Raw genomic sequence first — 24341 nt, 5'->3', positions numbered from 1 at the left:
ACGGATGCCGCCCGAAGGCAATCGCGTTGAGTGTGTTTGAAACCCGACCGGGCTCGACCGGCCGGGTGTAGGAGAGGCGGAGAGGCGAGAGATGGAGTTGGACGCTGCCGGGCAGCCGGAGGTCCGAGGGCGCATCGTCATGCTCGTTGACAACGCGGTCAACGGTGACTCCCGGGTGCAGAAGATCGCGCGCTCGGCGGCCGAGGCGGGCTGGACGGTGACGCTGCTCGGTCGATCCCCCGACAAGGAGGAGCACACCTGGCAGCTCGGGCAGGCGGAAGTTCGGCTGCTGCCGGTGTCGAACACCCTGAGCACCCGCCCCCACCAGCTCCGTCGTAACTGGCTGCGGGCCCCGCTCGGCTACCCGCCCAACGGGGCAGCGGCGCTGCGGAGCCAGCAGGTCAAGGCGTGGCGGGCCGACCTGCGTGTCCGCCGGATCGAGCTGGACATGCAGGCCTCGGCGGGCAAGCCGGTGGGGGTCCGACGGCAGATGCTGCGGGCCGAGTCGTTCGCCGTCAGAGCGGTCGGCCGGTGGGTCCGGTTCCGTCGCGGACAGTCGCATCGGGCCCGGGACGCGCGTCAGCGGCTGGACGGCCCGTGGGACCGTCTCTACACCCGCTTCTGGCAGTCCGCCACGGGAGACCGGTCCTGGCGTCGGCTGGAGCCCGCGCTGTGGGACTGGGAACTGTCCTTCGGCAAGGTGGTCGACCGACTCAAGCCGGATCTGATCCACGCCCACGACTTCCGGATGATCGGCGTCGGTGCGCGTGCCGTGCTGCGGGCCCGCTCCGCCGGCCGGACCGTGAAACTCGTATGGGACGCGCACGAGTTCCTGCCCGGCATCCGGCCCCGCCGCGACGACGAGCGGTGGATGCCGGCGCACTGCGCGCACGAGCGCGAGTACGCGCCGTACGCCGACGCGGTGCTGACCGTGTCGAGCGGCCTCGCCGAGTGGCTTCAGGAGCGGCACGGTCTGGCTAAGCTGCCGGACGTCGTGCTCAACGCACCCGGCAAGCTCGACAGCTTCGTGGACCTCGACGAGTCGACGCCGAACCTGCGCACGCTGTGCGGCATCGACGACGTGACCCCGTTGCTGGTCTACAGCGGCGCGGCAGCCGAGCAGCGGGGTATGGCGACCATGGTCGAGGCGCTGCCGCACCTCGGCGACGCGCACGCCGCCTTCGTGGTCAACTCGCCGTCCGGCCGGTACGTGCAGGGCCTGGTCGCCCGCGCCGAGGAACTCGGGGTGGCCGACCGGATGCACGTGCTGCCGTACGTCGCCCACCACCAGGTGGTGTCGTTCCTGTCCGCGGCCACCCTCGGGGTGATTCCGATCCACCACTGGCCGAATCACGAGATCGCCCTGATCACCAAGTTCTTCGAGTACTCGCACGCCCGGCTGCCGATGGTCGTCTCCGACGTGAAGACCATGGCCGCGATGGTCCGGGAGACCGGCCAGGGCGAGGTGTTCACCGCCGAGGACGTGACCGACTTCATCCGCGCCGTACGCGCCGTGCTGGCCGACCCGGAGCGCTACCGGGCCGTGTACGACCGGCCGGGCCTGTTGGAGGGGTGGACGTGGGAGGCGCAGGCACAGGTGCTGGAGCAGGTGTACTCGCGCCTGCTGCCCGACCGGCCGGCACCGCCCCGGGCCGCCGACCCCGACGTCGAGACGACCTCGCTCTCGATCGGCATGGCGCGGTAGACCGACCGCAGATGACGCTTCCAGTGTGGACGTATCCGGCGGGTGCGCAGGCCGAGACCGACCGGAGCAGGGCCGCCCGACGGTGGCCCGTCGACGCGCTGGTCGCCCTGATCTTCCTCGCCGGCGCCGGTTGGGTCACCGCCCGGGGGTGGCTGGACCCCACCGGACGCCTGCTCGGCAGCCGCCCCAACGACCAGGGCTTCAACGAGTGGATGCTGGCGTACGCGGCGCACGCCGTCAGCAATCTGGAGAACCCTTTCTTCACCACGCTCCAGAACGCCCCGAACGGGGTCAACCTGATGGCCAACGTCGGGATGCAGTTGCCCGGGCTGGTGCTCAGCCCGGTCACTCTGCTGTTCGGCGCGTCGGTCTCCTATTTGGTGCTCATCACCCTGAATCTGGCCGGCACCGGGTACGCCTGGTATCACGTGCTCTCCCGGCACCTGGTCGACTCCAGGGCCGCGGCCTTCCTGGCTGGACTGTTCTGCGCGTTCGCCCCGGCGCTGATCTCGCACAGCAACGGCCACCCGCACATCACGGCCCAGTGGCTGGTGCCGTTCATCGTCTGGCGGGTGATCGCACTCTGCCGGGGCGGGCAGGTGGTGCGTGACGGTCTGGCGTTGGGCGCGCTGGTGTCCGTGCAGTTCTTCATCGGTCTGGAGATCCTCTTCCTCACCGCGCTCGGCTGTCTGTTGCTGGTCCTGGCGTACCTCGTGGTGCGGCCCCGGGACACGCTGCGACGCTGGCGCCCGCTGCTGTCGGGCCTGGCGATCGCCGGTGCGCTGGTGGCGGTCGTGGCCGCGTACCCGCTCTGGATGCACTTCGCCGGCCCGCAGCATCGGGTCGGCCACCCGGGTGCCCCGGACATGTACGCGCTGAAACTCGGCTCGTACGCCCGGTTCGCCACCCAGTCGATCGCCGGTGGCCCGACCAGCGCGGTGGGCTGGGCACCGAACACCACCGAGCAGGCCAGCTTCTACGGCTGGCCGCTGCTGGTGCTCGTCGTCGGTGCCCTTTGTCGGTTGCGCCGCGAGGCCGTCGCGTGGGTCCTGGGCATCGTCGGGCTGACGACGGCGCTGCTGTCGATCGGCACCACCTGGACGGTCGGCACCCGCCGCACCGACGTCCCCGCGCCGTTCGCACTCGCGCAGCACCTTCCGGTGTTCGACGCCCTGGTGGTGGCGAGGTTCGCCCTGATCACCACCGTGGCGCTCGGCGTGCTGCTGGCAGTGGCCGCGGACCGGCTCGCCGCCCGCCGGGGTCGGCCGCGCGGCCGGCTCGTCGTCGGGGCCGGTGCGGTGGCCGTGGCCGCCGCGCTCCTGCCGATCATGCCGATGCCGCTACCGGCGACGGGGCGTACTCCGGTGCCGGAGTTCGTCACCAGCGGCGCCTGGCGCGATCACGTGGCACCCGGCCGCACCCTGGTGCCGGTGCCGGTCACCCAGATGACCTCGGTCTACTGGGGGTCCGCCGCGCTGGCCGGCTTCGCCGTGCCCGAGGGCTACTTCCTCGGGCCGGTCTCCGAGACCGACACCACCGGTCGTTGGGGGGTCGATCCGCAACCCACGGCAGCACTGCTCACCGCGGTGTCCAAGGGCGAGCGGGACACCACGGTCGATTCCGCCGAGATCGCCCAGGCGCGGGCCGACGTCCGCTACTGGAAGGCCGACGTGGTGGTGCTGCCCGACCGGGGGGCCCGGCGGCACGACGCGCTCAGGACCGTGCTCGACGGCCTGTACGGCCCGGGGCAGCGAGTGGATGACGTCTGGTTGTGGGATGTCCGCCCGCTGACCGGGTGACCGCCCGCCCCGGTCACCCGGTCAGGGCGACCACTTCCAGATCAGCAGCAGGTACCCGCCGAAGTAGGTCGCGAACGCGGCCATCGCCACCAGCACGGTGACGGCACGCGCCCAGCCGGCCCGGGCCAGCGCCACCGCGGCCGGCAGCAGCAGCGGGAAGGCCGGCAGCAGGAACCGGGCCTTGGAGTGGTAGTAGCCGGCCGTGCCCAGCGTGGTGACCAGCATGAGAGTGCTGTAGAGCAACAACTGCCACGGCTGCCGGTCGAGCACGCTCAGCACGAACAACATCAGTGCCAGCAGGAGCACCACGCTCACCACGAACAGTTGCGCCGCGGTCGGGTTCGCCAGCGCGAGCCGGCCGCGGCGCAGAGTGTCGAGGCCGAAGTCGAAGGTGCTGCCCCAGCCGGCGGACTGGATGTGGAACCAGCCGTCGGGCCGCCCGACCACGCTGCCCACCCAGGCCACGTACGCCAGCCAGCCAGCGGGCGCGAGCAGCGCGGCGGCCCAGGGACGCCAGCCGTCGCGGCGTCGGACGATCGCCAGCAGTGCGGCCAGCCCTACCACCGGGATCAACGAGGTGGCGGTCGGCCGGGTCAGGCCGGCGAAGAGGCAGACCACACCGGCGGTGACCCAGTAGCCGCGCAGCAGGGCGTAGAGCGTCCAGACCGCGAGGGCGGTGAACAGGGTCTCGCTGTATGCCATCGATTGCACGACGGCGTGTGGCAGGGCGGCCCAGAGCGCGGCGAGCAGCACTCCGGTGCGCCGGTTGTGCAGGTGCGCGCCGATCGCGAACAGTCCCCAGGCGGCGGCCAGCCCGGCTACCCAGGCCACGATCAGCCCGACATCCTGTGCGTCGAGCGGCAGGATCCGGTCCAGCACGGCGACGAGTCCGGGGAAGAGCGGGAAGAACGCCATGTCGCTCTGCACCTCGGCGAAACCGTCGTAACCCTGTTGAGCGATCTTGAGATACCGGATCCCGTCGGAACTCGCCAGGCGTTCGCCGGGAGCACGCCCGGTGTTGCGGGCCCAGACGTAGACGGTCAGCACCCCGACCATGCGGATCACCGTGTAAGCGGCCAGGGCGGGAAGGGCGTGGCGGGCGGCCTCACGAAGGGGGCGGAGGCGATCGGGTCGGACCGGCCGATGGCTCGCCGGCAACCGGTCCGCCGCCGGCCGGTTCGTGTCTTCGGTCGTCGCCACGTGCATGGTGCGGTCTCCGTTCGCCGAGCGGAGTTGAGAGATCACAATGGGACTGCGGTGCTGGTCGGGACGTGCCCGTGAGCCCGTCGAACCCGATGGAGGGTAGCAACCGGCATCGCAGGTGACGGACGGCCCGGCAGCGGACCTCTCTCGCCCGAATCCTTGTCGTAAACTCGCTCGGGTCCGCAGGCCCGGCGACCGTCGATGGCGGGCAGAGCCCGGTGCGGCGGTCACACCCGGCCCGTCCACGGGTCGGCTGGAGCTGGGAGGCGCAGGCACAGGTGCTCGACGACAATATCTACTCCCGGCTGCGCCTGGCGCAGCCCCGGCCGGCAGCCCCGGCCGACCCGGCACCGACCCAGGCGGCGGTGGGCGGGTGAGCACGCCCGACGTGACCGTCGTCGTCGCGGTCTACAACACCATGCCGTACCTCACCGAGTGCCTGGACTCGCTCGTCGGGCAGAGCATCGGCCTGGACCGGCTCGAGGTGGTCGCGGTCGACGACGGCTCGACCGACGGCAGCGGTGAGGAGCTCGACCGCTACGCCAAGCGGTACCCGGGCACGGTCACGGTGCTGCACCAGCCGAATTCGGGCGGTCCGGCGGCACCGAGCAACCGCGCGCTGGAGGTCGCCCAGGGGCGGTACGTCTTCTTCATCGGCTCCGACGACCACCTGGGGCCGGAGGCGTTGGAGCGGCTGGTGGACGCCGCCGACCGGTGGGGTTCGGACGTGGTGCTCGGCCGGATGGTCGGCACCAACAACCGCTACGTCCACCAGGCCATCTATGCCAGCACCTCGGAGCAGGTCGACCTCTTCGACAGCGAGCTGCCCTGGTCGCTGTCGAACACCAAGCTGTTCCGGCGGGACCTGATCGAACGGCACGGCCTGCGGTTCCGCGAGGACATGCGGATGGGCAGCGACCAGCCCTTCACGCTGGAGGCCTGCGTACGCGCCGGGCGGATCTCGGTCCTCGCCGACTACGTCTACTACTACGCGGTCAAACGGGACAACGCGCAGAACATCACCTACGCCAGCCGGTTCGAGGAGCGGCTGCGCTGCGCCGAGGAGCTGGTCGAGTTCGTCGCCGGGCTGATCGAGCCCGGGCCCCGGCGTGACGCGATCCTGCTGCGCAACCTCAGCTGGGAGGTGGCCAAGCTGCTCCAGGCCGACTTCCTCGACCTCGAACCGGCCCGGCAGGAGCAGGCCCACCAACGGATCCGCCGGCTCGTCGAGAATTACCTCACCGACGGCATCCGCGAGCGGCTCGCGCCCGCCGTCCGGTTGCGCCTGCTGGCCGCCGGGCACGGCGACCTGGACCGGCTGCTCCAGCTGATCCGCCAGCAGAAGGACGGCGCACTGCCCGAGGTGACCGTCGTCGGCGACCGCGGTTACGCCCACTACTTCGGTTTCCGCGACCCGGAGCTGGGCTTTCCAGACGAGTGGTACGACGTCACCGAGAGGGCCGCCAAACAGGCGATCAAGGTCACCGCGACCGAGTTGGCATGGGAACGCGCCGAGACCGGCGCGCAGACGCTCGTGCTCACGGCGCACAGCCCCTGGGCGCAGTTGGCGGGGTTCCCGCCGCAGGCGGTCCAGGTGAGCCTCGGCGGGCTGGCGGCTGCCGTCACGCTGCGTCCGGGTGGGCCGGGTACCGTCGTACGGGCGCAATGGCCGTTGCTCCAGTTGCTCGGCATCGGGGTTGCGGGCGCGGAGCCGCGCAAGGTCGAGGCCAAGCTCAGCGTGCTGGGTGGGGCGGCCACGACCGCGCTGCGGGCCGAGGGACGCCCTGCCGCGCCACGTCGGGCGGCCCGGCGCGGGTTCCGCCTGTACCTGGTCACGCCGCACACGGATCGCAAGCACCGGGTGATCCTGATGGTCACGTCTGTCACGTCGCGCCGGATAGTCGCCCGTTTGACCACCAAGTGGTCGTCGAGAGGAAAGTAGTTTCATGAACATCTGCGTCGTCGCCCTCGGGAAGATCGGCCTGCCGTTGGCCGTACAGTTCGCCTCGAAGGGACACCGGGTGATCGGTGCCGACGTCTCCGAGCGGGTCGTCCGACTCGTCAACGACGGGGCCGTGCCTTTCCCCGGCGAGACGGACCTGGACGTCAAGCTGAAGGAGGCGGTGGCCGCCGGGCTCCTGTCGGCGACCACCGACACCACTGCGGCGGTGGCCGATTCCGAGGCGGTCGTGGTGGTCGTGCCCCTGTTCGTGGACGCCGAGGGCGTGCCGGACTTCGGCTGGATGGACGACGCGACCCGGGCGATCGCCGCCGGCCTCAAGCCGGGCACCCTGGTCAGCTACGAGACCACCCTGCCGGTCGGCACCACCCGCGACCGGTGGGCCCCGATGCTCCAGGAGGGCTCCGGACTCACCGCCGGCAAGGACTTCCACCTGGTCTTCAGTCCGGAGCGGGTGCTCACCGGCCGGGTCTTCGCCGACCTGCGCCGCTACCCGAAGCTGGTCGGCGGCATCGACGAGGCGTCGGGCGGGCACGGCGTGCGCTTCTACGAGGCGGTGCTGGACTTCGACGAGCGGCCCGACCTGGACCGTCCGAACGGCGTCTGGGACCTGGGCTCGGCCGAGGCATCCGAGCTGGCCAAGCTCGCCGAGACGACCTACCGGGACGTGAACATCGGCCTGGCGAACCAGTTCGCCCGCTTCGCCGACACGGTCGGTGTCGACGTCACCAAGGTGATCGAGGCATGCAACACGCAGCCCTACAGCCACATCCACTCGCCGGGTATCGCCGTCGGTGGGCACTGCATCCCGGTCTACCCCCGGATGTACCTGTGGAACGACCCGGCGGCCACCGTGGTGCGGTCGGCCCGGGAGGCCAACGTGGCCATGCCCGAGTACGCCGTCGACCTCCTGGCCGCCGCCTACGGTGACCTGACCGGCGTCGGTGTGCTGGTGCTCGGCGCCGCCTACCGGGGCGGGGTCAAGGAGACGGCCTTCTCCGGTGTCTTCCCGACCGTGGAGGCGCTGCGACGCCGGGGCGCGACGCCGTACGTCACCGACCCGATGTACACCAACGAGGAACTCGTGGCGCACGGCCTACCGGGCTACGCCGGAGAGCCGGTCGGTGCCGCCGTCGTCCAGGCCGACCACGCCGAGTACCGGACGCTCGCTCCCGCCGACCTGCCCGGCGTGACGGTGCTGGTGGACGGCCGGCGGGTCACCGACCCGGACCGTTGGGCGGGTGTGCGCCGGGTGGTCATCGGCGGCTGAACGAACGGTGACGGGCCCGGCGACGCGGTCGCCGGGCCCGTGCCGTTGACCGGGTCAGCCGCGCTGCGGCGGGTTGTCCACGTCGCGCGAGACGACCTCGCCGCGCTCGTCGACCCAACCCTTCGGCCGCGCCGGGTTGCCCGCCACGAGTTGGTACGGCGCGACGTCCCGGGTGACCACCGAACCGGCGGCGATCATCGCGTACTCGCCGACCTCGATGCCGCAGACCAACGTGGCGTTCGCACCGATCGAGGCGCCCCGGCGTACCACGGTGGGGGTGATCTTCCAGTCCGGATTCTGCGCGCGGGGGCGGAAGTCGTTGGTGAAGACCGCGCACGGGCCCACGAACACCTCGTCCTCCAGGGTCACCCCCTGGTAGACGGAGACGTTGTTCTGGATCTTCACGAGGTCGCCGACCGTGACACCCGCGTCGACGTACACGTTGCGTCCGATCACGCAGCCCGCACCGACCTGCGCAGACGACCGGACGTGGGCCAGGTGCCACACCTTGGTCCCGTCGCCGACCTGGGCGCCCTGCTCGACGTCGGCGGTCGGATGCACGAAGACGGTGGAGGGGCTCTCGTCAGTCAACCTTGGATCCCATCGGGTCACGGGGGCATCGAACGTGGCGTAGCATACCCACCTCCGGTCGGACCCTGCGAAAGCCACGGTCGTCCACGTCCGGGCCCCGGCGAGCCAGGTCCTCACGTCGGTCCGACTCGGCATACCCTCGGTGCCGTTCATCCCGCACGATGCCCGCTCACGCCGGCCGTCGACGCCGGGCCGGGCAGCCCTGCGCCTACCACGAAGGACCCCTTTCGATGACCGACCAGACCGTCGCCGCGACCGTTCCGACCGCGGTCGACGGACCGACCGCACCGGGCCGCCTGCGGTGGGTCGGGCGCCGGGTCGGTGCCGTGACCGCCGTGTTGCCCGCCGTGCTCACCGACGGTGCCGTACTTGCCTTCGCGCTCTGGACGCTGCTGTATCACGCGGCCCTGCCGCTCGGTCTCGCCCCGTCGGTGACGTTCCGGACCTGGCTGGTCGCCTGCGTGGTGTTGGCCCTGCTCGCGCCACCGCTCCGATGGTGGTGGCGTCGGCGCGTGGGCCGGGCCGCCCCGGGCGGCGGGACGCCGGAAACGGCCGGCACGGATCGGGGACCCGGCACGGACCCGGAGGTCGAACCGCCCGGCCGGACGCCGGTGGCCCCGCGTCGGTGGACCGTGCCGGTCCTGTTCTTCGGTGTTGTCGCGGCGATCACCGCCGGCCTGGCCGGAACGCCGGCCGGCGACGGTCTGTCCTGGTGGGTGCCGGCCTCGGCCGGGGCGGTGGCCGCCGTCGGCGCGGTGCTGCTGACCCGGCGGACCTGGCGGGTCACCCCGGCGACCCGGCCACCCACGCCGGCACCGACCGCCACGCAGTCGGCGTACGCGCTGCTGGTCTCCGGGCTGGTCGCGGTGGCCTCGCTGCTCATCGCCCGGAACACCCCCGACGACGTCTACTACGTGGGCCGGTCGGTGTGGGTGGCGCAACGGGACGTCGTCCCGCTCAACGACTTCCTGTTCAGCGAGAACGTGCTCCCGGCGATGGCCTCGCTGCCGCCGACCGCCAGCATCGAGGTCTTCGCCGGTGCGCTCGGTCGGTTCCTCGACATCCACGCCGCCTCGGCGACCTGGTACGTGCTGCTGCCGGTGCTGGCCGTGCTGGCCGTGCTGGCGCTCTGGCGGGTGGTGCAGCAGTGGGCCCCCCGACGTCCGGTGCTCGCGTTCACCGTGGCGATCGCCTTCCTCGGGCTGGTCGCCGGCCCGGACGCCGCCCTGGGCACCTTTCACCTGCCCCGGCTCTACGAGGGCAAGGGCATGTTCGTCTCCGCCGTCGTACCGCTGATGTGGTATTACCTGACCCGCTGGTTCGACGACCGGTCCCCGCGCATCCTGGTGCTGATCGTCGCGCTGTCGGTCACCGCGATCGGGCTCAGCACCACCGCGGCGATCATCCTGCCGATGCTGGCCGGCGGCGCCGCACTGATGATGACGTTGGTGGGCCGCTGGAAGGCGGCGCTGGCCGCCGGTGTGGCCGCCGTGGCGTACCCGGTCGGCGCGGTGATCGTGACGCAGGTGGTCCTCGGGCAGGGCACCGCGACCGGGGCGGACGCGATCGTCTACGACGCCGAGTACACCTACCGGCGTACCTTCGAGGTCGGCATCGTCGGCGTGATCGGCGGGCTGGCGCTGTGGTGCGGGCCGCTGCTGGTCCGCCGCCGCACCCCCGCCCTGCTGGCGGCCGGTGGCACCCTGACGCTGAGCGTCCTGCTGGTGCCGGGCGTGCTGGAGTGGCTCGCCGCGCTCACCGGCATCTCGGTGGTCCTCTGGCGGGTGCCGTGGCTGCTCGCCCTGCCCGCGCTGGTCGGGCTGCTCTGCACGGTCTGGCTGCCCACCGGGCTGCGGGCCGTGCGCGCCCTGGTGGGGGTGGCGCTGGCCGGGGTGATGGTGGCCTCGTTCGCCGCATTCGCCACTCCGATGTGGTCGGAGCGTAGCTGGGTGGAGGTGCACGACCGGCCGACCTGGAAGCTGCCGCAGCACCGGCAGAGCATCGTGTTCTGGATCGACGGTCTGGACCGGCCGGACGGCTTCCTGCTCGCGCCCGACACCATCATGCGGACCACGCCGATCGTGACCAGCGAGATGCGGGTCGTGCTGCCGCGCGACTTCTATCTGGTCGAGTACGACCTGACGTCGCAGTTCGCCAAGGATCGGCTGTTGCTGACCCGGTTCGCCAGCGGGGCGCCGGCCGACGAGCGTCCCACCCCGGAGGAGGTCGCCGGAGCGTTGGAGCGGGTGGACGTCGGCACGATCTGTGTCTATGGCGGAAACCGCTACGCCCGCCAGACCGCCGGCGAACTGGGTTACGTCGAGTTCGCCAGTCGTCGGGTGCCGGGCCGGTCCGGCATCGTGGTCTGTCTGCGTCGTGTCTGAGGGCGCGCGCGTTCGGCCTGGTCACGCCGACTGTCCAAGGCGGGCGGTCAGCGGTGCGGGCAACGGTGGTTTGGGGGAAAGATGCCTGATACCCGACCTTCGTCCCGACGGCACTTCGCGTTAAGGTCGCAGCTACGCTGGCGGCCGTCGACGCGCATCCAGCCGGTCATCGATCTCGTAAGGGAGCACTCTCGTTGTTCGGCATGTTGACTTCGCGCGTGGGAGTCGCCCCGCGTGGCGCCCTGCTGTTGGCGTCCTATCTGGTGCTGCTCGCCGCCGGTGCCTTCGGCTGGGTCGGTCTTTTCGCGGTCGCCGGCCTGGCGGCGGTGCTCGGTGAGTTCGCCGCCGTGCGGTGGTCGCCGGCCACCGTGACGTTGTTGGAGAAGGTCGGCGTCAGCCTGGTCTACCGGCAGTTGGCTCGCGACCTGTCGGTGGTGCTGCTGGTCGCCGCCCACGTGCCGGTGACCGGCGTCGAGCTGACCCTGCTGCTCCTGCTGCCCGCCGTGGTGTGGCTGATCGCGGTCTTCGCCGGGGCGTTCAACCGGATGATCGACCGCCGCACCGCCGACTCGGCGCTGGTGCGCAACATCGATCTGGGCCGCAAGCGGTCCGCGCCCCGCCCGCCGGGATGGGTCGCCGAGGCGGTCGGCGACCGGTTGCCGTGGACGAACGTCCTGCTCGTCCCGGCCGCGGTGGTGGCCGTCGTCGCGAGCGACGTGATGCCGGTGTTCGTGGCTGGTGCGGTGGCCGTCGGGCTGGCCGGGGTGATCGGCGGCATCGTCGCGTTCACCTGGCTGCGGGGGCGGGGCGCCGGGCAGAGTTCGCCGCTGCCGGCCGTGCAGCAGTGGTTGAACAGCTACCGCCCGGAGGTGGCGCTGTACTTCGCCGGCCCGGCCAAGGACGTCTACCAGGCGAACATGTGGCTGGCGCCGATCGAGGCCGTGGGGCGGCACGCGGTGGTGCTGATGCGCAACCGGGACGCCTTCCTGGAACTGGCCGACACCCGGCTGCCGGTGGTCTTCGTGCCGGCCGCGCCGGACTTCATGAACCTGGACAAGAGCAGCATCCAGGTGACGCTGTACGCCGCCAACGTCGGGCCGAACATCCACATGTTGCGGGAGCCCGGCATGAAGCACGTCTTCGTCGGGCACGGTGACAGTGACAAGGCGGCCAGCGTCAACCCGTACAGCAAGGTCTACGACGAGGTGTGGGTCGCCGGCCTGGCCGGTCGGGAGCGGTACGCGCGGGCCGGGGTGGGCGTGCTGGACGCCGACATCGTGGAGATCGGCCGCCCGCAGTTGGCCGGAGTGCACACCTTCGGCTCGGAGGCCGTCGACCGCCCGTTCACCGTGCTGTACGCGCCCACCTGGGAGGGGTGGCTCGACGACGACCCGTACCACACCTCGCTGATGCTGATGGGGGAGCGGATCGTGGCCGCGCTGCTGGCCAACCGCCCCGCCGTCCGGCTGATCTACAAGCCGCACCCGTTGACCGGGACCCGGTCCAAGCAGGCCAAGGCGGTGCACCAGCGGATCGTCGAGCGGATCCGGGCGGCCGGCGGCGACGTCGACGCGGCCGGCCTGGACGGGCCGGCGCACCGGGTGGTCACCGGTCGGGTGCCCGCGCTGTTCGACTGCTTCAACCAGACGGACCTGCTGATCAGCGACGTCTCCAGCGTGGTCTCGGACTTCGTGCAGAGCCAGCGGCCGTACGTGGTGGCCAACCCGGCCGGGCTGCCCGAGGACGAGTTCCGGCGGACCTTCCCCACCTCGCGGGCGGCGTACCTGCTCGCGGCGGACTGTGGTGAGTTGGAGAAGATCGTCGCGGTCACCCGGGCCGGCGACGACCCGATGACCGAGGCGCGCCGCGACCTGAAGACCTATCTGCTCGGCCCGGCCGAGGCGAACCCGATGGACCGGTTCGCCGAGGAGATCGGGCGGCTCTGCCGCTGACGCGAGGTCGCGACCACCACGCGCCCGGGACGACCTGTCGTCCCGGGCGCGTCGTCGACGAGGTCTTCGGACTCTGAACCACCGTCACCCGGCCCTGGGCCTGTCACCCGGTGCGGTTGTCTGCCACCATCTAAGGTCAGCTCCGCCGACCATGGCCCCACGGTCGCCGGAGCCGACCGGGACCATGCGGGGTCAGCGGAGCAGACCGAACGGGGAGGCCGGGTGCGCATCCTGCTGGTCGAGGACGACCGACGGGTGGCCGCCGCGTTGTCGTCCGCGCTGACGCGTCGCGGCTACGAGGTGGAGCACGCGGCGACCGTCACCGCCGCCCTCTCCGCCGCGCCGTGCGACCTGGTGCTGCTCGACCTGACGCTGCCCGACGGCGACGGCACCGATCTCTGCCGTGAACTGCGCCGCCGCAGCAACCAGCTCGGCATCATCGCGGTGACGGCCCGGGGCGAGGAACGGGACCGGGTGCTCGGCCTGCGCCTCGGCGCCGACGACTACGTGGTCAAGCCCTTCTCGATGGTGGAGTTGCAGGCCCGCATCGAGGCGGTGCTGCGGCGGGCCTCGCACGCGGCGCCGGAGCGCAACCTGATCGAGGCCGGGCGGCTGCGCATCGACGTGGCGGCCCGTACGGTCACCGTGGCCGGACGCCCGGTCGCGTTGACCCGCAAGGAGTTCGACGTGTTGGTCTCGCTGGCCCGGCAGCCCGGTGTGGCCGTGCCCCGCGACCGGATCCTGCTCGACGCCTGGGGGACCACGTTCGCCGACGGGCACACGGTCGAGGTGCACGTCGGGTCGTTGCGGAGCAAGCTCGGCGACGCGCGGCTGGTGGAGACCGTCCGTGGCGTCGGCTACCGGTTGCGGAGCGAGTGAGGGGCCCGGAGTGCGTCGCCGGCTGGTGATCAGCTACCTCCTGTTGATGGTGTTGGTGCTGGCGGCGTTGGGGCTGCCGCTGGGAATGACGTTGACCACGCGGGAGACCGAGCGGGTCCGGGCGGACCGGATCGCCGACGCGACCCGGTTCGCCTCGCTGGCCGGTCCGGCGTTGCGCAGTGGCATCGCCGGCCCGCTGGACACCGAGCTGAGCAGCTACGACGAGCTGTTCGGCATCGGCGCGGCGGTGGTCGACCGGGATCGGCGGGTGGTGGTCGCGTCGGGCAGCTACCGGCCGGGAACGGGCACCCGCGAGGCACTGGACGTCGCCCTCTCCGGCCAGCAGACCAGCGGGCCGGAGTCGGTCTGGCCCTGGGTGTACGGGCCGATCGTGGTGGCGGTGCCGATCAACGACGGCGGTGAGGTGCTCGGCGCGGTGGTGACCGCGACCCCGTCCGACGGGGTACGCCGCACCGTCGCCACCTGGTGGCTGCTGCTCGCCGCGCTGGGCATGCTCGCCGTGCTGGCCTGCGTGCTCACCGCGTTCGGGCTGGCCGGTTGGGTGCTGCGCCCGGTCACCGAGCTGGACGCGGTCACCCACGAGATCGCCGAGGGTGACCGCGGTGCCCGGGTGCAGCACCAGGTGGGCCCGCCGGAGCTACGTCGCCTGGCGGCGAGCTTCAACCACATGGCCGACGCCGTCTCCGACGTGATGGACCGGCAACGCGCATTCGTCGCGCACGCCAGCCACCAACTCCGTAACCCGTTGACCGCGCTGCGGTTGCGGGTCGAGGAGTTGGGGCCGAGCCTGACCGACGAGGACGGCCGCGCCGAGCACCGGTTGGCCCTGGAGGAGACCGACCGGCTTGCGCTGCTCCTCGACGCGCTGCTCACCCTGGCCCGTGCGGAGCGGCGGGAGAACCAGCGGGTGACCGTCGACGCGACGGCGGTGGCCGCCTCCCGGGTCGCCGCCTGGGAGCCGCTGGCCCGGCACCGCAAGGTGGCGCTGCGCCTGGCGGCCGATCCGGCGCCGACGTACGCCCGGACCGTGCCGACCGCCATCGACCAGGCGCTCGACGCGTTGATCGACAACGCGGTGAAGTTCAGTGGCGTGGGCGGCGAGGTGACCGTCTCGGTGGCGACCCGCGAGGGCGGGATCGCCCTGGAGGTACGCGACACCGGCCCGGGGATGACCTCCGATCAGCTCGGCCAGGCCACCGAACGGTTCTGGCGGGCACCGGAGGTGCAGAACGTCGACGGCGCCGGGCTGGGACTGACCATCGCCGCGGTGCTCGTCGACGCCTCCGACGGCCGGCTGACCATGCATTCGAACTCGCCGCGCGGCCTGGTGGCAGCCCTGTGGTTCCCGGAGTCCACCGAGCCGGTGCCACCGGCTTCGGTGGCCGGTGAGGGTCAGGGCTTGCTGGCGCGGTAGTAGTCCGCCGCGCCCGGGTGCAGCGGCAGAGGTGAGGTGGCGATCGCCGAACGGGGGCTCATCCGTCCGGCTGCCGGATGCGCGGTGGCCAGTTCGGAGCGCCGTTCCATCAGCAGCCGGGTCACCTCGCGGACCAGATGTTCCGGCAGGTCGGCACGGACCAGCAGATAGTTCGGGTTGGCCACGGTGGTGACGGCGTCGATGCCGTAGACCGAGCGGGGGATGTCCCGGGGCACGTACACCTCCGGGTTGCCCACCCGCAGCGGGGCGGTCCACTCGCCGAGGTCGACGATGCGGGTCGGGGTGTCCTGGGCGAACTGCGCCACGGCCCGCACCGGGAGCCCTCCGGAGAAGAAGAACGCGTCGATCCTCCCGTCCCGCAGCGCGGCCACCGAGTCGTCGAGGCCGAGCCGTTGCTGCCGCACCTGGCCGCCGTCGAGGTCAGCGGCGGTGAGCAGCCGCTGCACGGTGATCTCGGTGCCGGAACCGGGGGCGCCGACCGACACCCGCCGCCCGCGCAGGTCGGTGAGGGTCTGCACCGGGCTGTTCGCGGTGGTGACCAGGTGCAGCAGGTCGTCGTAGACCCGGGCGACCCCCGCCATCTGCGGGTGCGGGCCGGGATCGGCGGGCAGCACGTCGGCCTGGGTGAAACCGAGTTCGGCCTCGCCGGCGCCGAGGAGCCGGACGTTCTCGGCCGAGGCGGCGGTGACCATCACCTCGGCGCGGACGTCGGGCAGTTCCCGGTTGAGGATGGCGGCCAGGGACTCGCCGAAGGCGTGGTACACGGCGGTCGGGCTACCGGTCGCGATCCGGATATGAATTGTCTTGTCTGGAGATTCCCGGCAGGCACTGAGACCGGGCAGGGCCAACAGCACGGTCAGCGCCAGCGTCGCGCGGGCACCGCGTCGCCGGGCTCGGGCGGTGTACCGGGTACGGCTCACGGGCAGCACTGTGCGCCGCCGGACCCCTGTGGCGCAAGCCCGGCGGCGGCGGAAGCGCTCTCCGGACGGCCCCGGCGGGTCTGCCGGGGCCGTCCGGGTGGCCCTGACCGGCGGCCGGCGAGCCGATCCAGCCGTCCGGATGGCCACGGATCAGGCGACTGGGCGGTGCGCCGCCTCCTCTCCGGCGTGGCGCAGGATCTGCTCGCGATCCCGGCCGTGCGCGACACTGACCAGGAAGCAGCCGGTGCCCGGGCGCAGCAGCGCCGGCACGTCCAGCAGGGCCGCGCCGCGCACCAGCACGGCGGCCAACTCCCGGTCGGTGATCCGGACGCCGAGGATGTGCCGGCGGACGTGCCGGCCACCGGCCAGCAACGCGGCCCGCCAGGCGGCGGCGGCCAACCGGGTACGCCACAGCCGTCGGGCCGTCGAGGCACCGGGCACCGGCCCCCCGAGCAGTTCCCGGCGGCCACGCCGCCACCCGTTCTCCACCATCGCCGCGTACGCCATCCGGTGCTCGCGGGCGACATGGATCTGGTGCAGTTCGTAGCGGCGGCGCAGTCCGCCCACCGCCGTCTCGTGCCGGACCGGGATGTGCAGGCGGTCGAGCAGCTGTCGGGTACGCCGCGCCGCCTCCTCCCGGTTGAACTCGATCGTCGCCGGGATGGCGGGTTGCTGGCCCGCGTACCGGTTGCCGGGAGCCGCCGGGGGCGGCATGCAGCGCAGCAGGCAGGCTGTCTCGAACGCGTCGGCCAGCGTGGTCCAGTCCAACGGCGGCAGGGTCGTCGCCTGGCGATGCCGGTCGAGCAGGATAGGTGCGGCAACCACCGGAGTGCCTCCTTGTGGTGTCGGGTCTTCCTTACGGTGACCTGTGACACCCGCTGGCGGTACCGATCCGGCTCAGCCTTGAGGAAATCTTGCGCCTGGTTACAGTTTGGAAACCACAAGGTCGATCTGACGTGGTCGGCCCGGCCCGCCGGGCTGCTCGCACACCGTGTACTTGAGGTCCCGCAACGCCATGACCAGCGCGTCTGCGCTACGTGGCCGGGCGTCGGCGAGGAGCAGGTCCCGCACCAGGCGACCCTTGGTGGCCTTGTTGAAATGACTGACCACCGATCGCACCGGCTGCCCGTCCACCTCACGTTCGTGCAGCACGCGCACCGTCACGACACGCTCGGCCGACGCGCCACGCGGTGCCCAGGTGGCGGCGTACGCGCCGGAGCGCAGGTCGAGCACTGGCGCGCTGCCGGCCGCCTCGGTCAACACCGGCCCCAACACCCGCCGCCAGAACGTGGACAAGGCACCCGGGCCGGGCAGGCGGGCCCCGATGGCGCAGCGGTACGGCGGGATCCGGTCGGTGAGCCGGACCGCCCCCCACAGGCCGGAACTGACCAGCACCTGCCGTTGCGCCGCTCGCCGGGCGGTAGGCGGCAGCGTGGCCAGGTCGAGGGCCTCGTAGAGCACACCGGTGTAGATCTTCCCGGCGGGGGCGGTGGCCACCGCCGTCAGCCGGGCGTTGCGCCGCAGCTCGCCGTGCTGACCGGCGCTGAGCCCCAACGCGTCCAGCGCCGCCTCCGGCGGCCCGGTGCACAGCGCCACCACGGCGTCCAGCACCTCCCGGCGGGCGGAGGTGAGCGCCGGCAGCGAGAGCCGGTCCAGGTCCAACCGGCGGCCGGTGCCGGCGTCGGCCTTGCCCTCGGAGGGTGGCAGCAGGATGAGCATGGGTGACTCTAACGCCAGGGGCGCAGCGGCTCCGGCGGGTGGTAGACGCGGAAGCCACCGATCTCGGCGAGCAGGCTGCGTTCCGGGCGGTCGCCGAGCAGTTCCCGCAGTCGCCGGTCCGCCGGTGCCCCGGCCGCCAGCACGTACCCAGCCCGCCGTCCAGCCGCTGCGGCCACGGCGGCGGCGTACGCCGTTCTGGATGGGTTTCGCATAGCTCGGGTGCCTTGTGGCGCACACGGCTATCGGGGGGGATGAGGTTGCACTCGCGTGGCCGGGGTCGCCGACGTGTGGCAGGGTTGCACCCGTGCCACCCACTCCCGCAGGCCAACTGGCCATACCGACCCTGCACCGGGCCGCACGGATCGAGGACGCCGTGCACGGCCTGGTCGAGCGTCGGCTGCGGCGGACAGGCTGGCGGATCAACATCATCGCGTACACCGGCTACGGCGCGCCCGGCTGGGCGCGGGTGATGTGCCGCGTGCTGCTCGGGCGGCCCGACACCCGGCAGCGGGGGCGACTGGAGAAGGTCCGGGGCTGGCGCAGCTTCACCACCCTGCCGGCCAAACACGTCACCGTCACCATCGAGACCGGCGGGGTGACCCACGAGGCGCAGGCCGACCGCAGCGGGTTCATCGACGTCGCGGTCGAGGCGGACCTTCCGCCCGGCTGGGGGTCGGTGCGGCTGAGCACGCCGGACGCCGAACCCGTCGAGGCCCCGATCCGCATCCTCGACCCGGGGGTTCGCTTCGGCGTCATCTCCGACATCGACGACACGGTCATGGTGACCGCACTACCCCGGCCGCTGCTCGCCGCATGGAACACGTTCGTGCTCGACGAGCACGCGCGAATGGCGGTACCCGGCATGGCCGTGCTCTACGAGCGGCTGGTCACCGCGCACCCCGGCGCCCCGGTGTTCTATCTGTCCACCGGCGCGTGGAACGTCGCCCCGACGCTGACCCGCTTCCTGTCCCGGCACCTCTACCCGGCCGGGCCGCTCCTGCTCACCGACTGGGGGCCGACCCACGACCGCTGGTTCCGCAGCGGTCGGGAACACAAGCGCGCCACCCTGGCCCGGCTGGCCAAGGAGTTCCCCGACGTACGCTGGCTGCTCGTCGGCGACGACGGCCAGCACGATCCGGAGATCTACCGCGAGTTCGCCGCCGCCCACCCGGACAACGTGGCCGCCGTGGCGATCCGCCAGCTCTCACCCACCCAGGCGGTGCTCGCCGGTAGCCTGCCCGTACCGCACGACCGACCCACCGAGGGGCCGATCGGGCAGAAGTCGCTCTCCGCCCCCGACGGCGCCGGTCTCTGGACCCTGCTCCGCGGCGCCGGCCTGGTCTGAGCAAGCCTGGCCCGGCGGGTGGAGCCGGTTGTCCGGCCCCGCCCGCCCACGGTGCGCGGCGTCAGCCGCCGGGCGTGAGCGTCACCTCGCCCGCGCAGCCGGCGAGGTGACGACGGTCCTCAAGCTGGTCGATCACGGCCTGTCGGTTGGCGATCCGGGCCTCCGACAGCGGATCCGGGAACACCAGTTGGTCGGCGATGAAGGCGAGGTTGTTGCCCACGGCCGTGTCGAGACCCTCGCAGCCACGCCGAGGGTCACCCCGATCGCCGCGACCCCCGCGATCTTCCGCTGCCGCGGTGAGGTCCCGCGCCGACTGCTCCGGGTTGCACGCCTGTTGCTCGCCATCGTTTCTCTCCCCCTCGTCGTCAACTGCCCTCGGAGGTACGGGCGCGCGGGTGCTGCCAGTTCACCGCTCGGTGATCTAGTGCGAGCCCGACGGATTGTTACCGAACTGGTGATCGCTATGTCACGCAGACATGAGGCGGCCAGTGTGCCGACCCGTCCCGGAGGAGAGGTGTGCCGGCCCGTCCCGGACGAGTGCCCGGGGCAGGGTCCCGCTCTACCGGCTGATCGCGTCGCCCGCGACTGTGCTGTCCGCGACTGTGCTGTCCGCGACTGTGCTGTCCGCGACGCCCCACCGACGGCCTGCCCCTGATCGGGGCCTGGCTGCATACAGCAGGGTCGGGCCCTGTCGAGCTGAGAGCGGGAACGGATCGCGTGAGGTGGCCGCAGGCTGCGGCGTGCCGCGCCTGGCGACGCGATAGCGCGAACGGTTCAGCTCGACAGGCGGCGAGGGAGGTATCGGGGGCGAAGGTCCGCCGGCCGCAACGGCCACGCCCCACGACGGCCACGCCCCACGACGGCCACGGCCGTGACGACGACCTGTGCGGTGTTCAGGCCGCGCGGTGTTCAGGCCGTGCAGCGGTCGAGCCGTGCAGCGGTCAGGCGGGGCGGAGCCAGAGGGCGCCGAGCGGGGGGACGCGCAGTGCCACCGAGGCGGGCAGCCCGTGCCAGGGGATGTCCTGGGCGTACACGGTGCCGAAGTTGCCGACGCCCGAGCCGCCGTAGTGGTGGGCGTCGGTGTTGAGCACCTCGGCCCAGGCGCCCGCCGCCGGAAGGCCGACCCGGTAGTCGTCCACGGGCCGGGCGGAGAAGTTGGCGACGCAGACCAGGGTGGCGCCGTCGGGAGCGATCCGGACGAACGAGACGGTGTTGTTGGCGACGTCGTCACCGGCGAGCCAGCGGAAACCGGCGGGGGAGGTGTCCTGCGCCCACAGCGCGGGAGTGTCCCGGTAGACCCGGTTGAGGTCGCAGACGAGGCGTTGCACGCCGGCCCGGGCCGGGTCGTGCAGGAGGTACCAGTCGAGGCCGCGCTCCTCGCTCCACTCCCGCTCGTCGGCCAGCTCGCAGCCCATGAAGAGCAGTTGCTTGCCCGGGTGCGCCCACATGTGCGCCAGCAGCGCGCGCACGTTGGCCAGGCGCTGCCACTGGTCGCCGGGCATCTTGGCGAGCAGCGAGCCCTTGCCGTGCACCACCTCGTCGTGGCTGATCGGCAGCACGTAGTTCTCGCTCCAGGCGTACGCCAGCGAGAAGGTGAGCTGATGGTGGTGGTGCTGCCGGTAGATCGGGTCCTTCGAGGTGTAGAGCAGGGTGTCGTGCATCCAGCCCATGTTCCACTTGAAGCCGAAGCCCAGCCCGCCATCGCTGGTCGGGCGGGTCACCCCGGGCCAGGCGGTGGACTCCTCGGCGATCATCAGCACCCCGGGGTGGTGCTTGTAGACCGTCGCGTTGGTCTCCTGCATGAACGCGATGGCCTCCAGGTTCTCCCGGCCGCCGTACTGGTTGGGCACCCACTGCCCGTCGGTGCGGGAGTAGTCGAGATAGAGCATCGAGGCGACCGCGTCCACCCGCAGCCCGTCGACGTGGAACTCCGCCAGCCAGTAGAGCGCGTTCGCGACCAGGAAGTTGCGGACCTCGCGGCGACCGAAGTCGAAGACGTACGTGCCCCAGTCGGGGTGCTCGCCGCGACGCGGGTCGGGGTGCTCGTAGAGCGGGGTGCCGTCGAAGCGGGCCAGCGCCCACTCGTCCTTGGGGAAGTGCGCCGGCACCCAGTCCAGGATCACCCCGATGCCGGCGGCGTGCAGCCGGTCCACCAAATGACGGAAGTCGTCCGGGTCGCCGAACCGCGACGTCGGCGCGAAGTAGCCGGTCACCTGGTAGCCCCAGGAACCGCCGAACGGATGCTCCGACACCGGCAGGAACTCCACGTGGGTGAAGCCCAGCTCGACGACGTACGCGGTCAACTGCTCGGCCAGCTCCCGGTAGCCGAGGCCCGGCCGCCACGAGCCGAGGTGCACCTCGTACACGCTCATCGGCTCCTGGTACGGCTGCTGCCTCGCCCGCCGGGCCAGCCAGTCCGCGTCCGTCCACTCGTACGTCGAGTGGTGCACCACCGACGCGGTGGCCGGCGGCACCTCCGCGTACGCGGCGAGCGGGTCGGCCTTGTCCCGCCAGTACCCGTCGGCGCCGAGGACGCGGTACTTGTACCGGGCACCGGCCGGCACCCCGGGCACGAAGACCTCCCACACGCCGGTGGAGCCCAGCGAGCGCATCGGCCAGCCGTCGTCCGGCGCCCAGCCGGTGAAGTCACCGATCACCCGTACGCCCCGGGCGTTCGGCGCCCACACCGCGAACGCCACGCCGTCGTCGCGTACGCGGGCGCCGAGCGCCTCCCAGAGCCGCTCGTGCCGGCCCTCGCCGATGAGGTGCAGGTCCAGTTCGCCCAGGGTCGGCGGGTGGCGGTACGGGTCGTCGTGCGGCTGCCCGTCCAGCTCGACGCGGTAGTCGAGGACCTCGCCGGGGACGGTCGCCTCGAAGACGCCGACGTCGTGCACCCGGGTCATCGGGTACCGCCGGTCCCCGACCAGCAGGCACACCTCGGCCGCGCCCCGGCGCATCGTGCGGACCACCGTGCGCCCGTTCGCCGGGTGGGCCCCGAGCACGGCGTGCGGGTCGTGGGTCTCCCCGGAGATCAGCTGGTCCATCGGGCGTCGTCCTTCGTGGCGGAGGCGGTGCCGCTTGCCGTGGCGGCGGTGGCGGGTGCGGGGGCGTCGGGGCGGCGCAGCACCAGCACGTGCGCGGGTTGCAGGTACGGGTCGAGGCGGACCGCGTTGCGCTGTCCCCAGTCGTAGGCGGCGCCGGTCAGCGCGTCGTGCACGGTGAACCGGTCGTGCCAGTCCAGGCCCAGCGCCGGCATGTCCAGCGTGGTGTTGCCCCACTGCACGGTGTGCGAGTCGAACGAGCAGATCACCAGCACCGTGTTGCCGGTCGTCGGGTCGTGCTTGGACCAGCAGATCAGCGCCGGGTTGTCGATGTCGTGGAAGACCAGGTTCCGCAGCCGGTGCAGGGCCGGGTTCTCCCGGCGGACCTGGTTCAGGGTGGCGATGAACGGCGCCAGCGACCGCCCCTGCGCGAGCGCGCCGGCCCAGTCGCGGGGGCGCAGCTCGTACTTCTCGTTGTCGATGTACTCCTCCGCGCCGGGGCGCGCGACGTGCTCGAACAGCTCGAACCCGGCGTACATGCCCCAGGAGGGGGAGAGCAGCGCGGCCAGCACCGCCCGGATCTTGAACATCGGCGGTCCGCCGTGCTGCAACGAGGCGTGCAGGATGTCCGGCGTGTTCGGCCAGAAGTTCGGCCGCATGTAGTCGGCCGCCGCCACCAGTTCCTCGCAGTATTCGCGCATCTGCGCCGCCGAGGTCCGCCAGGTGAAGTACGTGTACGACTGGGTGAAGCCGACCTTCGCCAGCCCGTGCATCATCGCCGGCCGGGTGAACGCCTCGGCGAGGAACAACACGTCCGGGTCGACCCGCTTGACCTCGCCGATCAGCCAGTGCCAGAAGTCGACCGGCTTGGTGTGCGGGTTGTCCACCCGGAAGATCTTCACGCCCTCTCCGACCCAGTGCCGCACCACCCGCAGCACCTCGGCGCGGATGCCCTCCGGGTCGTTGTCGAAGTTCACCGGATAGATGTCCTGGTACTTCTTCGGCGGGTTCTCCGCGTACGCGATGCTGCCGTCGGCCCGGGTGGTGAACCACTCCGGGTGCTCGGTGACCCAGGGGTGGTCGGGGGCGCACTGCAACGCCAGGTCCATCGCCACCTCCAGGCCGTGTTCGGCGGCGGCGGCGACGAAGTCGCGGAAGTCCTGCGGCGTACCCAGGTCGGGGTGGATGGTGTCGTGCCCGCCCTCGGCGGCGCCGATGGCCCACGGCGAACCCACGTCGTCCGGCCCGGCGACCAGGGTGTTGTTGGGGCCCTTGCGGTTGACCCGGCCGATCGGGTGGATCGGCGGCAGATAGAGCACGTCGAAGCCCATCGCGGCGACCCCCGGCAGCCGCTGCGTGGCGGTGGCGAACGTGCCGGACCGGGCCGGCGCGTCGACGGTGGCCGGGATCGCGCCCTCGGAGCGGGGGAAGAACTCGTACCAGGCGGAGAAGAGAGCCCGCTCACGGTCCACCCAGATGCGGTACTTCTCGCCGGTGGTGACCAGTTCGCGGACCGGGTACGCCCAGAGCAGGTCGGCCAGCGCCAGCGCCGGAGCCACCCGCTGCGGCAGCGGCAGCGCCGTGCCGCCCAGCGCGCGTACCGCCGCGTCCAGGCTCGCCCGCTCGGCGGCCGGGACCAGGTCGGCGGCGGCCCGCAGCACGCGTACGCCCTCGGCCAGGTCGTTGGCCAACTCGGTCGGCCCCTGGCCCGCGGCGATCTTCTTGGTCACCGCGTTGTGCCAGGTCAGGTACGGGTCGCTGAACGCCTCGACGGTGAAGATCCAGTCGCCGACGGCGTCCGGGACGATGGTGGCGTGCCACCGGTCGAGGCCCGGCTCGCCCGGTCTCATCCGGGTGAACGGTCGCGCCAGCCCGTCCGGGCCCAGCCAGACCACGTTGCAGCCGAGCGCGTCGTGCCCCTCGCGGTAGGCGACTGCCGACACCGGCACCACCTCGCCGACGACCGCTCGGGCCGGGTAGCGACCGCAGGAGACGACGGGGGAGACGTCTTCGATCGGGAACCGTCCGCTCACCGCCTCAACCTACTGTGCGAGATCGGCTCGCGCTCGTTCGACCGCCGTACCGTGCCCCACTTGCCCCGCCGCGCCTGCCGCACT

19 protein-coding genes are annotated in these 24341 nt (G+C 72.1%); 10 read left to right on the top strand and 9 right to left on the bottom strand.

All coding sequences use genetic code 11. The annotated features are described in order from the left end of the window. Positions 1 to 91 precede the first annotated feature (91 nt). Positions 92 to 1705: a glycosyltransferase gene (locus tag ID554_RS03215; RefSeq protein ID WP_396888464.1), complete on the top strand. Its 1614-nt coding sequence runs from the start codon at positions 92 to 94 to the stop codon at positions 1703 to 1705. Between the two features lie 11 nt (positions 1706 to 1716). Beyond that, positions 1717 to 3504, top strand: coding sequence for a hypothetical protein (locus ID554_RS03210; RefSeq protein ID WP_223884421.1), 1788 nt, complete (start codon positions 1717 to 1719; stop codon positions 3502 to 3504). A gap of 21 nt (positions 3505 to 3525) precedes the next feature. Here ID554_RS03210 and ID554_RS03205 read toward each other — a convergent pair whose 3' ends face one another. Beyond that, positions 3526 to 4560 carry a hypothetical protein gene (locus ID554_RS03205; protein ID WP_223884420.1) on the bottom strand — a complete coding sequence of 345 codons (1035 nt, stop codon included), beginning with the start codon at positions 4558 to 4560 and terminating at the stop codon, positions 3526 to 3528. A gap of 365 nt (positions 4561 to 4925) precedes the next feature. Between ID554_RS03205 and ID554_RS03200 the strand changes: the two genes are divergently transcribed. The 3 genes from ID554_RS03200 to ID554_RS03190 are packed head-to-tail and all read left to right on the top strand — an operon-like array spanning position 4926 to position 7937. Further along, positions 4926 to 5084, top strand: coding sequence for a hypothetical protein (locus tag ID554_RS03200; protein ID WP_158573711.1), 159 nt, complete (start codon positions 4926 to 4928; stop codon positions 5082 to 5084). Continuing rightward, positions 5081 to 6649, top strand: coding sequence for a glycosyltransferase family 2 protein (locus ID554_RS03195; RefSeq protein WP_117227535.1), 1569 nt, complete (start codon positions 5081 to 5083; stop codon positions 6647 to 6649). Before ID554_RS03200 ends, ID554_RS03195 begins: the two co-directional genes overlap by 4 nt. Before the next feature lie 4 nt (positions 6650 to 6653). Continuing rightward, entirely contained in the window at positions 6654 to 7937 is a 1284-nt protein-coding gene (locus ID554_RS03190; RefSeq protein WP_117227534.1) for a nucleotide sugar dehydrogenase, read from the top strand. A gap of 54 nt (positions 7938 to 7991) precedes the next feature. Here ID554_RS03190 and ID554_RS03185 read toward each other — a convergent pair whose 3' ends face one another. Further along, on the bottom strand, positions 7992 to 8528 hold the full coding sequence (locus ID554_RS03185) for an acyltransferase (RefSeq protein ID WP_117227533.1): 537 nt from the start codon (positions 8526 to 8528) through the stop codon (positions 7992 to 7994). A gap of 230 nt (positions 8529 to 8758) precedes the next feature. Between ID554_RS03185 and ID554_RS03180 the strand changes: the two genes are divergently transcribed. The 4 genes from ID554_RS03180 to ID554_RS03165 all read left to right on the top strand — a co-directional run bounded on the left by ID554_RS03180 (position 8759) and on the right by ID554_RS03165 (position 15178). After that, positions 8759 to 10912: a DUF6077 domain-containing protein gene (locus ID554_RS03180; RefSeq protein ID WP_117227532.1), complete on the top strand. Its 2154-nt coding sequence runs from the start codon at positions 8759 to 8761 to the stop codon at positions 10910 to 10912. 194 nt (positions 10913 to 11106) lie between these two features. After that, positions 11107 to 12864, top strand: a complete 1758-nt coding sequence (locus ID554_RS03175) for a CDP-glycerol glycerophosphotransferase family protein (RefSeq protein ID WP_117227531.1) — start codon at positions 11107 to 11109, stop codon at positions 12862 to 12864. 222 nt (positions 12865 to 13086) lie between these two features. After that, a complete protein-coding gene (locus ID554_RS03170; RefSeq protein WP_117227530.1) occupies positions 13087 to 13743 on the top strand; it encodes a response regulator transcription factor in 657 nt (218 codons plus the stop codon). A gap of 10 nt (positions 13744 to 13753) precedes the next feature. Further along, a complete protein-coding gene (locus ID554_RS03165) occupies positions 13754 to 15178 on the top strand; it encodes a sensor histidine kinase (RefSeq protein ID WP_117227529.1) in 1425 nt (474 codons plus the stop codon). On the opposite strand, the gene ID554_RS03160 is transcribed toward ID554_RS03165, so the two are convergent. The 4 genes from ID554_RS03160 to ID554_RS03145 form a co-directional block, all read right to left on the bottom strand. Next, positions 15157 to 16119, bottom strand: a complete 963-nt coding sequence (locus ID554_RS03160; protein ID WP_223884419.1) for a TAXI family TRAP transporter solute-binding subunit — start codon at positions 16117 to 16119, stop codon at positions 15157 to 15159. The genes ID554_RS03165 and ID554_RS03160 overlap by 22 nt on opposite strands. Positions 16120 to 16269: 150 nt before the next feature. Further along, the gene (locus tag ID554_RS03155) at positions 16270 to 16944 is read right to left on the bottom strand and encodes a hypothetical protein (protein ID WP_117227527.1); all 675 of its coding nucleotides are present in this window, start codon (positions 16942 to 16944) and stop codon (positions 16270 to 16272) included. A 99-nt stretch (positions 16945 to 17043) separates the two neighbouring features. Further along, a complete protein-coding gene (yaaA, locus tag ID554_RS03150) occupies positions 17044 to 17838 on the bottom strand; it encodes a peroxide stress protein YaaA (RefSeq protein ID WP_117227526.1) in 795 nt (264 codons plus the stop codon). Positions 17839 to 17846: 8 nt separating this feature from the next. Then, complete coding sequence (locus tag ID554_RS03145; protein ID WP_147333433.1) at positions 17847 to 18050, bottom strand: hypothetical protein; 204 nt, start codon at positions 18048 to 18050, stop codon at positions 17847 to 17849. Positions 18051 to 18142: 92 nt separating this feature from the next. Between ID554_RS03145 and ID554_RS03140 the strand changes: the two genes are divergently transcribed. Continuing rightward, positions 18143 to 19183, top strand: a complete 1041-nt coding sequence (locus ID554_RS03140; RefSeq protein WP_117227525.1) for an App1 family protein — start codon at positions 18143 to 18145, stop codon at positions 19181 to 19183. Between the two features lie 61 nt (positions 19184 to 19244). Here ID554_RS03140 and ID554_RS03135 read toward each other — a convergent pair whose 3' ends face one another. The 3 genes from ID554_RS03135 to ID554_RS03125 form a co-directional block, all read right to left on the bottom strand. Further along, positions 19245 to 19403 (bottom strand): hypothetical protein, encoded by a 159-nt coding sequence (locus ID554_RS03135; RefSeq protein WP_158573710.1) that lies wholly within the window; start codon positions 19401 to 19403, stop codon positions 19245 to 19247. 721 nt (positions 19404 to 20124) lie between these two features. After that, positions 20125 to 22227, bottom strand: a complete 2103-nt coding sequence (glgB, locus tag ID554_RS03130; RefSeq protein WP_117227524.1) for a 1,4-alpha-glucan branching protein GlgB — start codon at positions 22225 to 22227, stop codon at positions 20125 to 20127. Continuing rightward, the gene (locus ID554_RS03125; RefSeq protein ID WP_117227523.1) at positions 22215 to 24257 is read right to left on the bottom strand and encodes an alpha-1,4-glucan--maltose-1-phosphate maltosyltransferase; all 2043 of its coding nucleotides are present in this window, start codon (positions 24255 to 24257) and stop codon (positions 22215 to 22217) included. Before ID554_RS03125 ends, glgB begins: the two co-directional genes overlap by 13 nt. Between the last annotated feature and the right edge of the window lie 84 nt (positions 24258 to 24341).

The sequence above is a fragment of the Micromonospora craniellae genome, from assembly GCF_014764405.1.
In the GTDB taxonomy this organism is placed as follows: Bacteria; Actinomycetota; Actinomycetes; order Mycobacteriales; family Micromonosporaceae; genus Micromonospora; species Micromonospora craniellae.
The sequence above is the reverse complement of the archived record's forward strand: the minus strand, read 5'-3'. Positions and strand labels throughout refer to the sequence as shown.

Coding starts and splice junctions, on each gene's coding strand:
- glgB (WP_117227524.1), bottom strand. CDS start 22,227: ATGGACCAGCTGATCTCCGGGGAGACCCACGACCCGCACGCCGTGCTC.
- ID554_RS03190 (WP_117227534.1), top strand. CDS start 6,654: ATGAACATCTGCGTCGTCGCCCTCGGGAAGATCGGCCTGCCGTTGGCC.
- ID554_RS03180 (WP_117227532.1), top strand. CDS start 8,759: ATGACCGACCAGACCGTCGCCGCGACCGTTCCGACCGCGGTCGACGGA.
- ID554_RS03145 (WP_147333433.1), bottom strand. CDS start 18,050: ATGCGAAACCCATCCAGAACGGCGTACGCCGCCGCCGTGGCCGCAGCG.
- ID554_RS03215 (WP_396888464.1), top strand. CDS start 92: ATGGAGTTGGACGCTGCCGGGCAGCCGGAGGTCCGAGGGCGCATCGTC.
- yaaA (WP_117227526.1), bottom strand. CDS start 17,838: ATGCTCATCCTGCTGCCACCCTCCGAGGGCAAGGCCGACGCCGGCACC.
- ID554_RS03210 (WP_223884421.1), top strand. CDS start 1,717: ATGACGCTTCCAGTGTGGACGTATCCGGCGGGTGCGCAGGCCGAGACC.
- ID554_RS03205 (WP_223884420.1), bottom strand. CDS start 4,560: ATGGTCGGGGTGCTGACCGTCTACGTCTGGGCCCGCAACACCGGGCGT.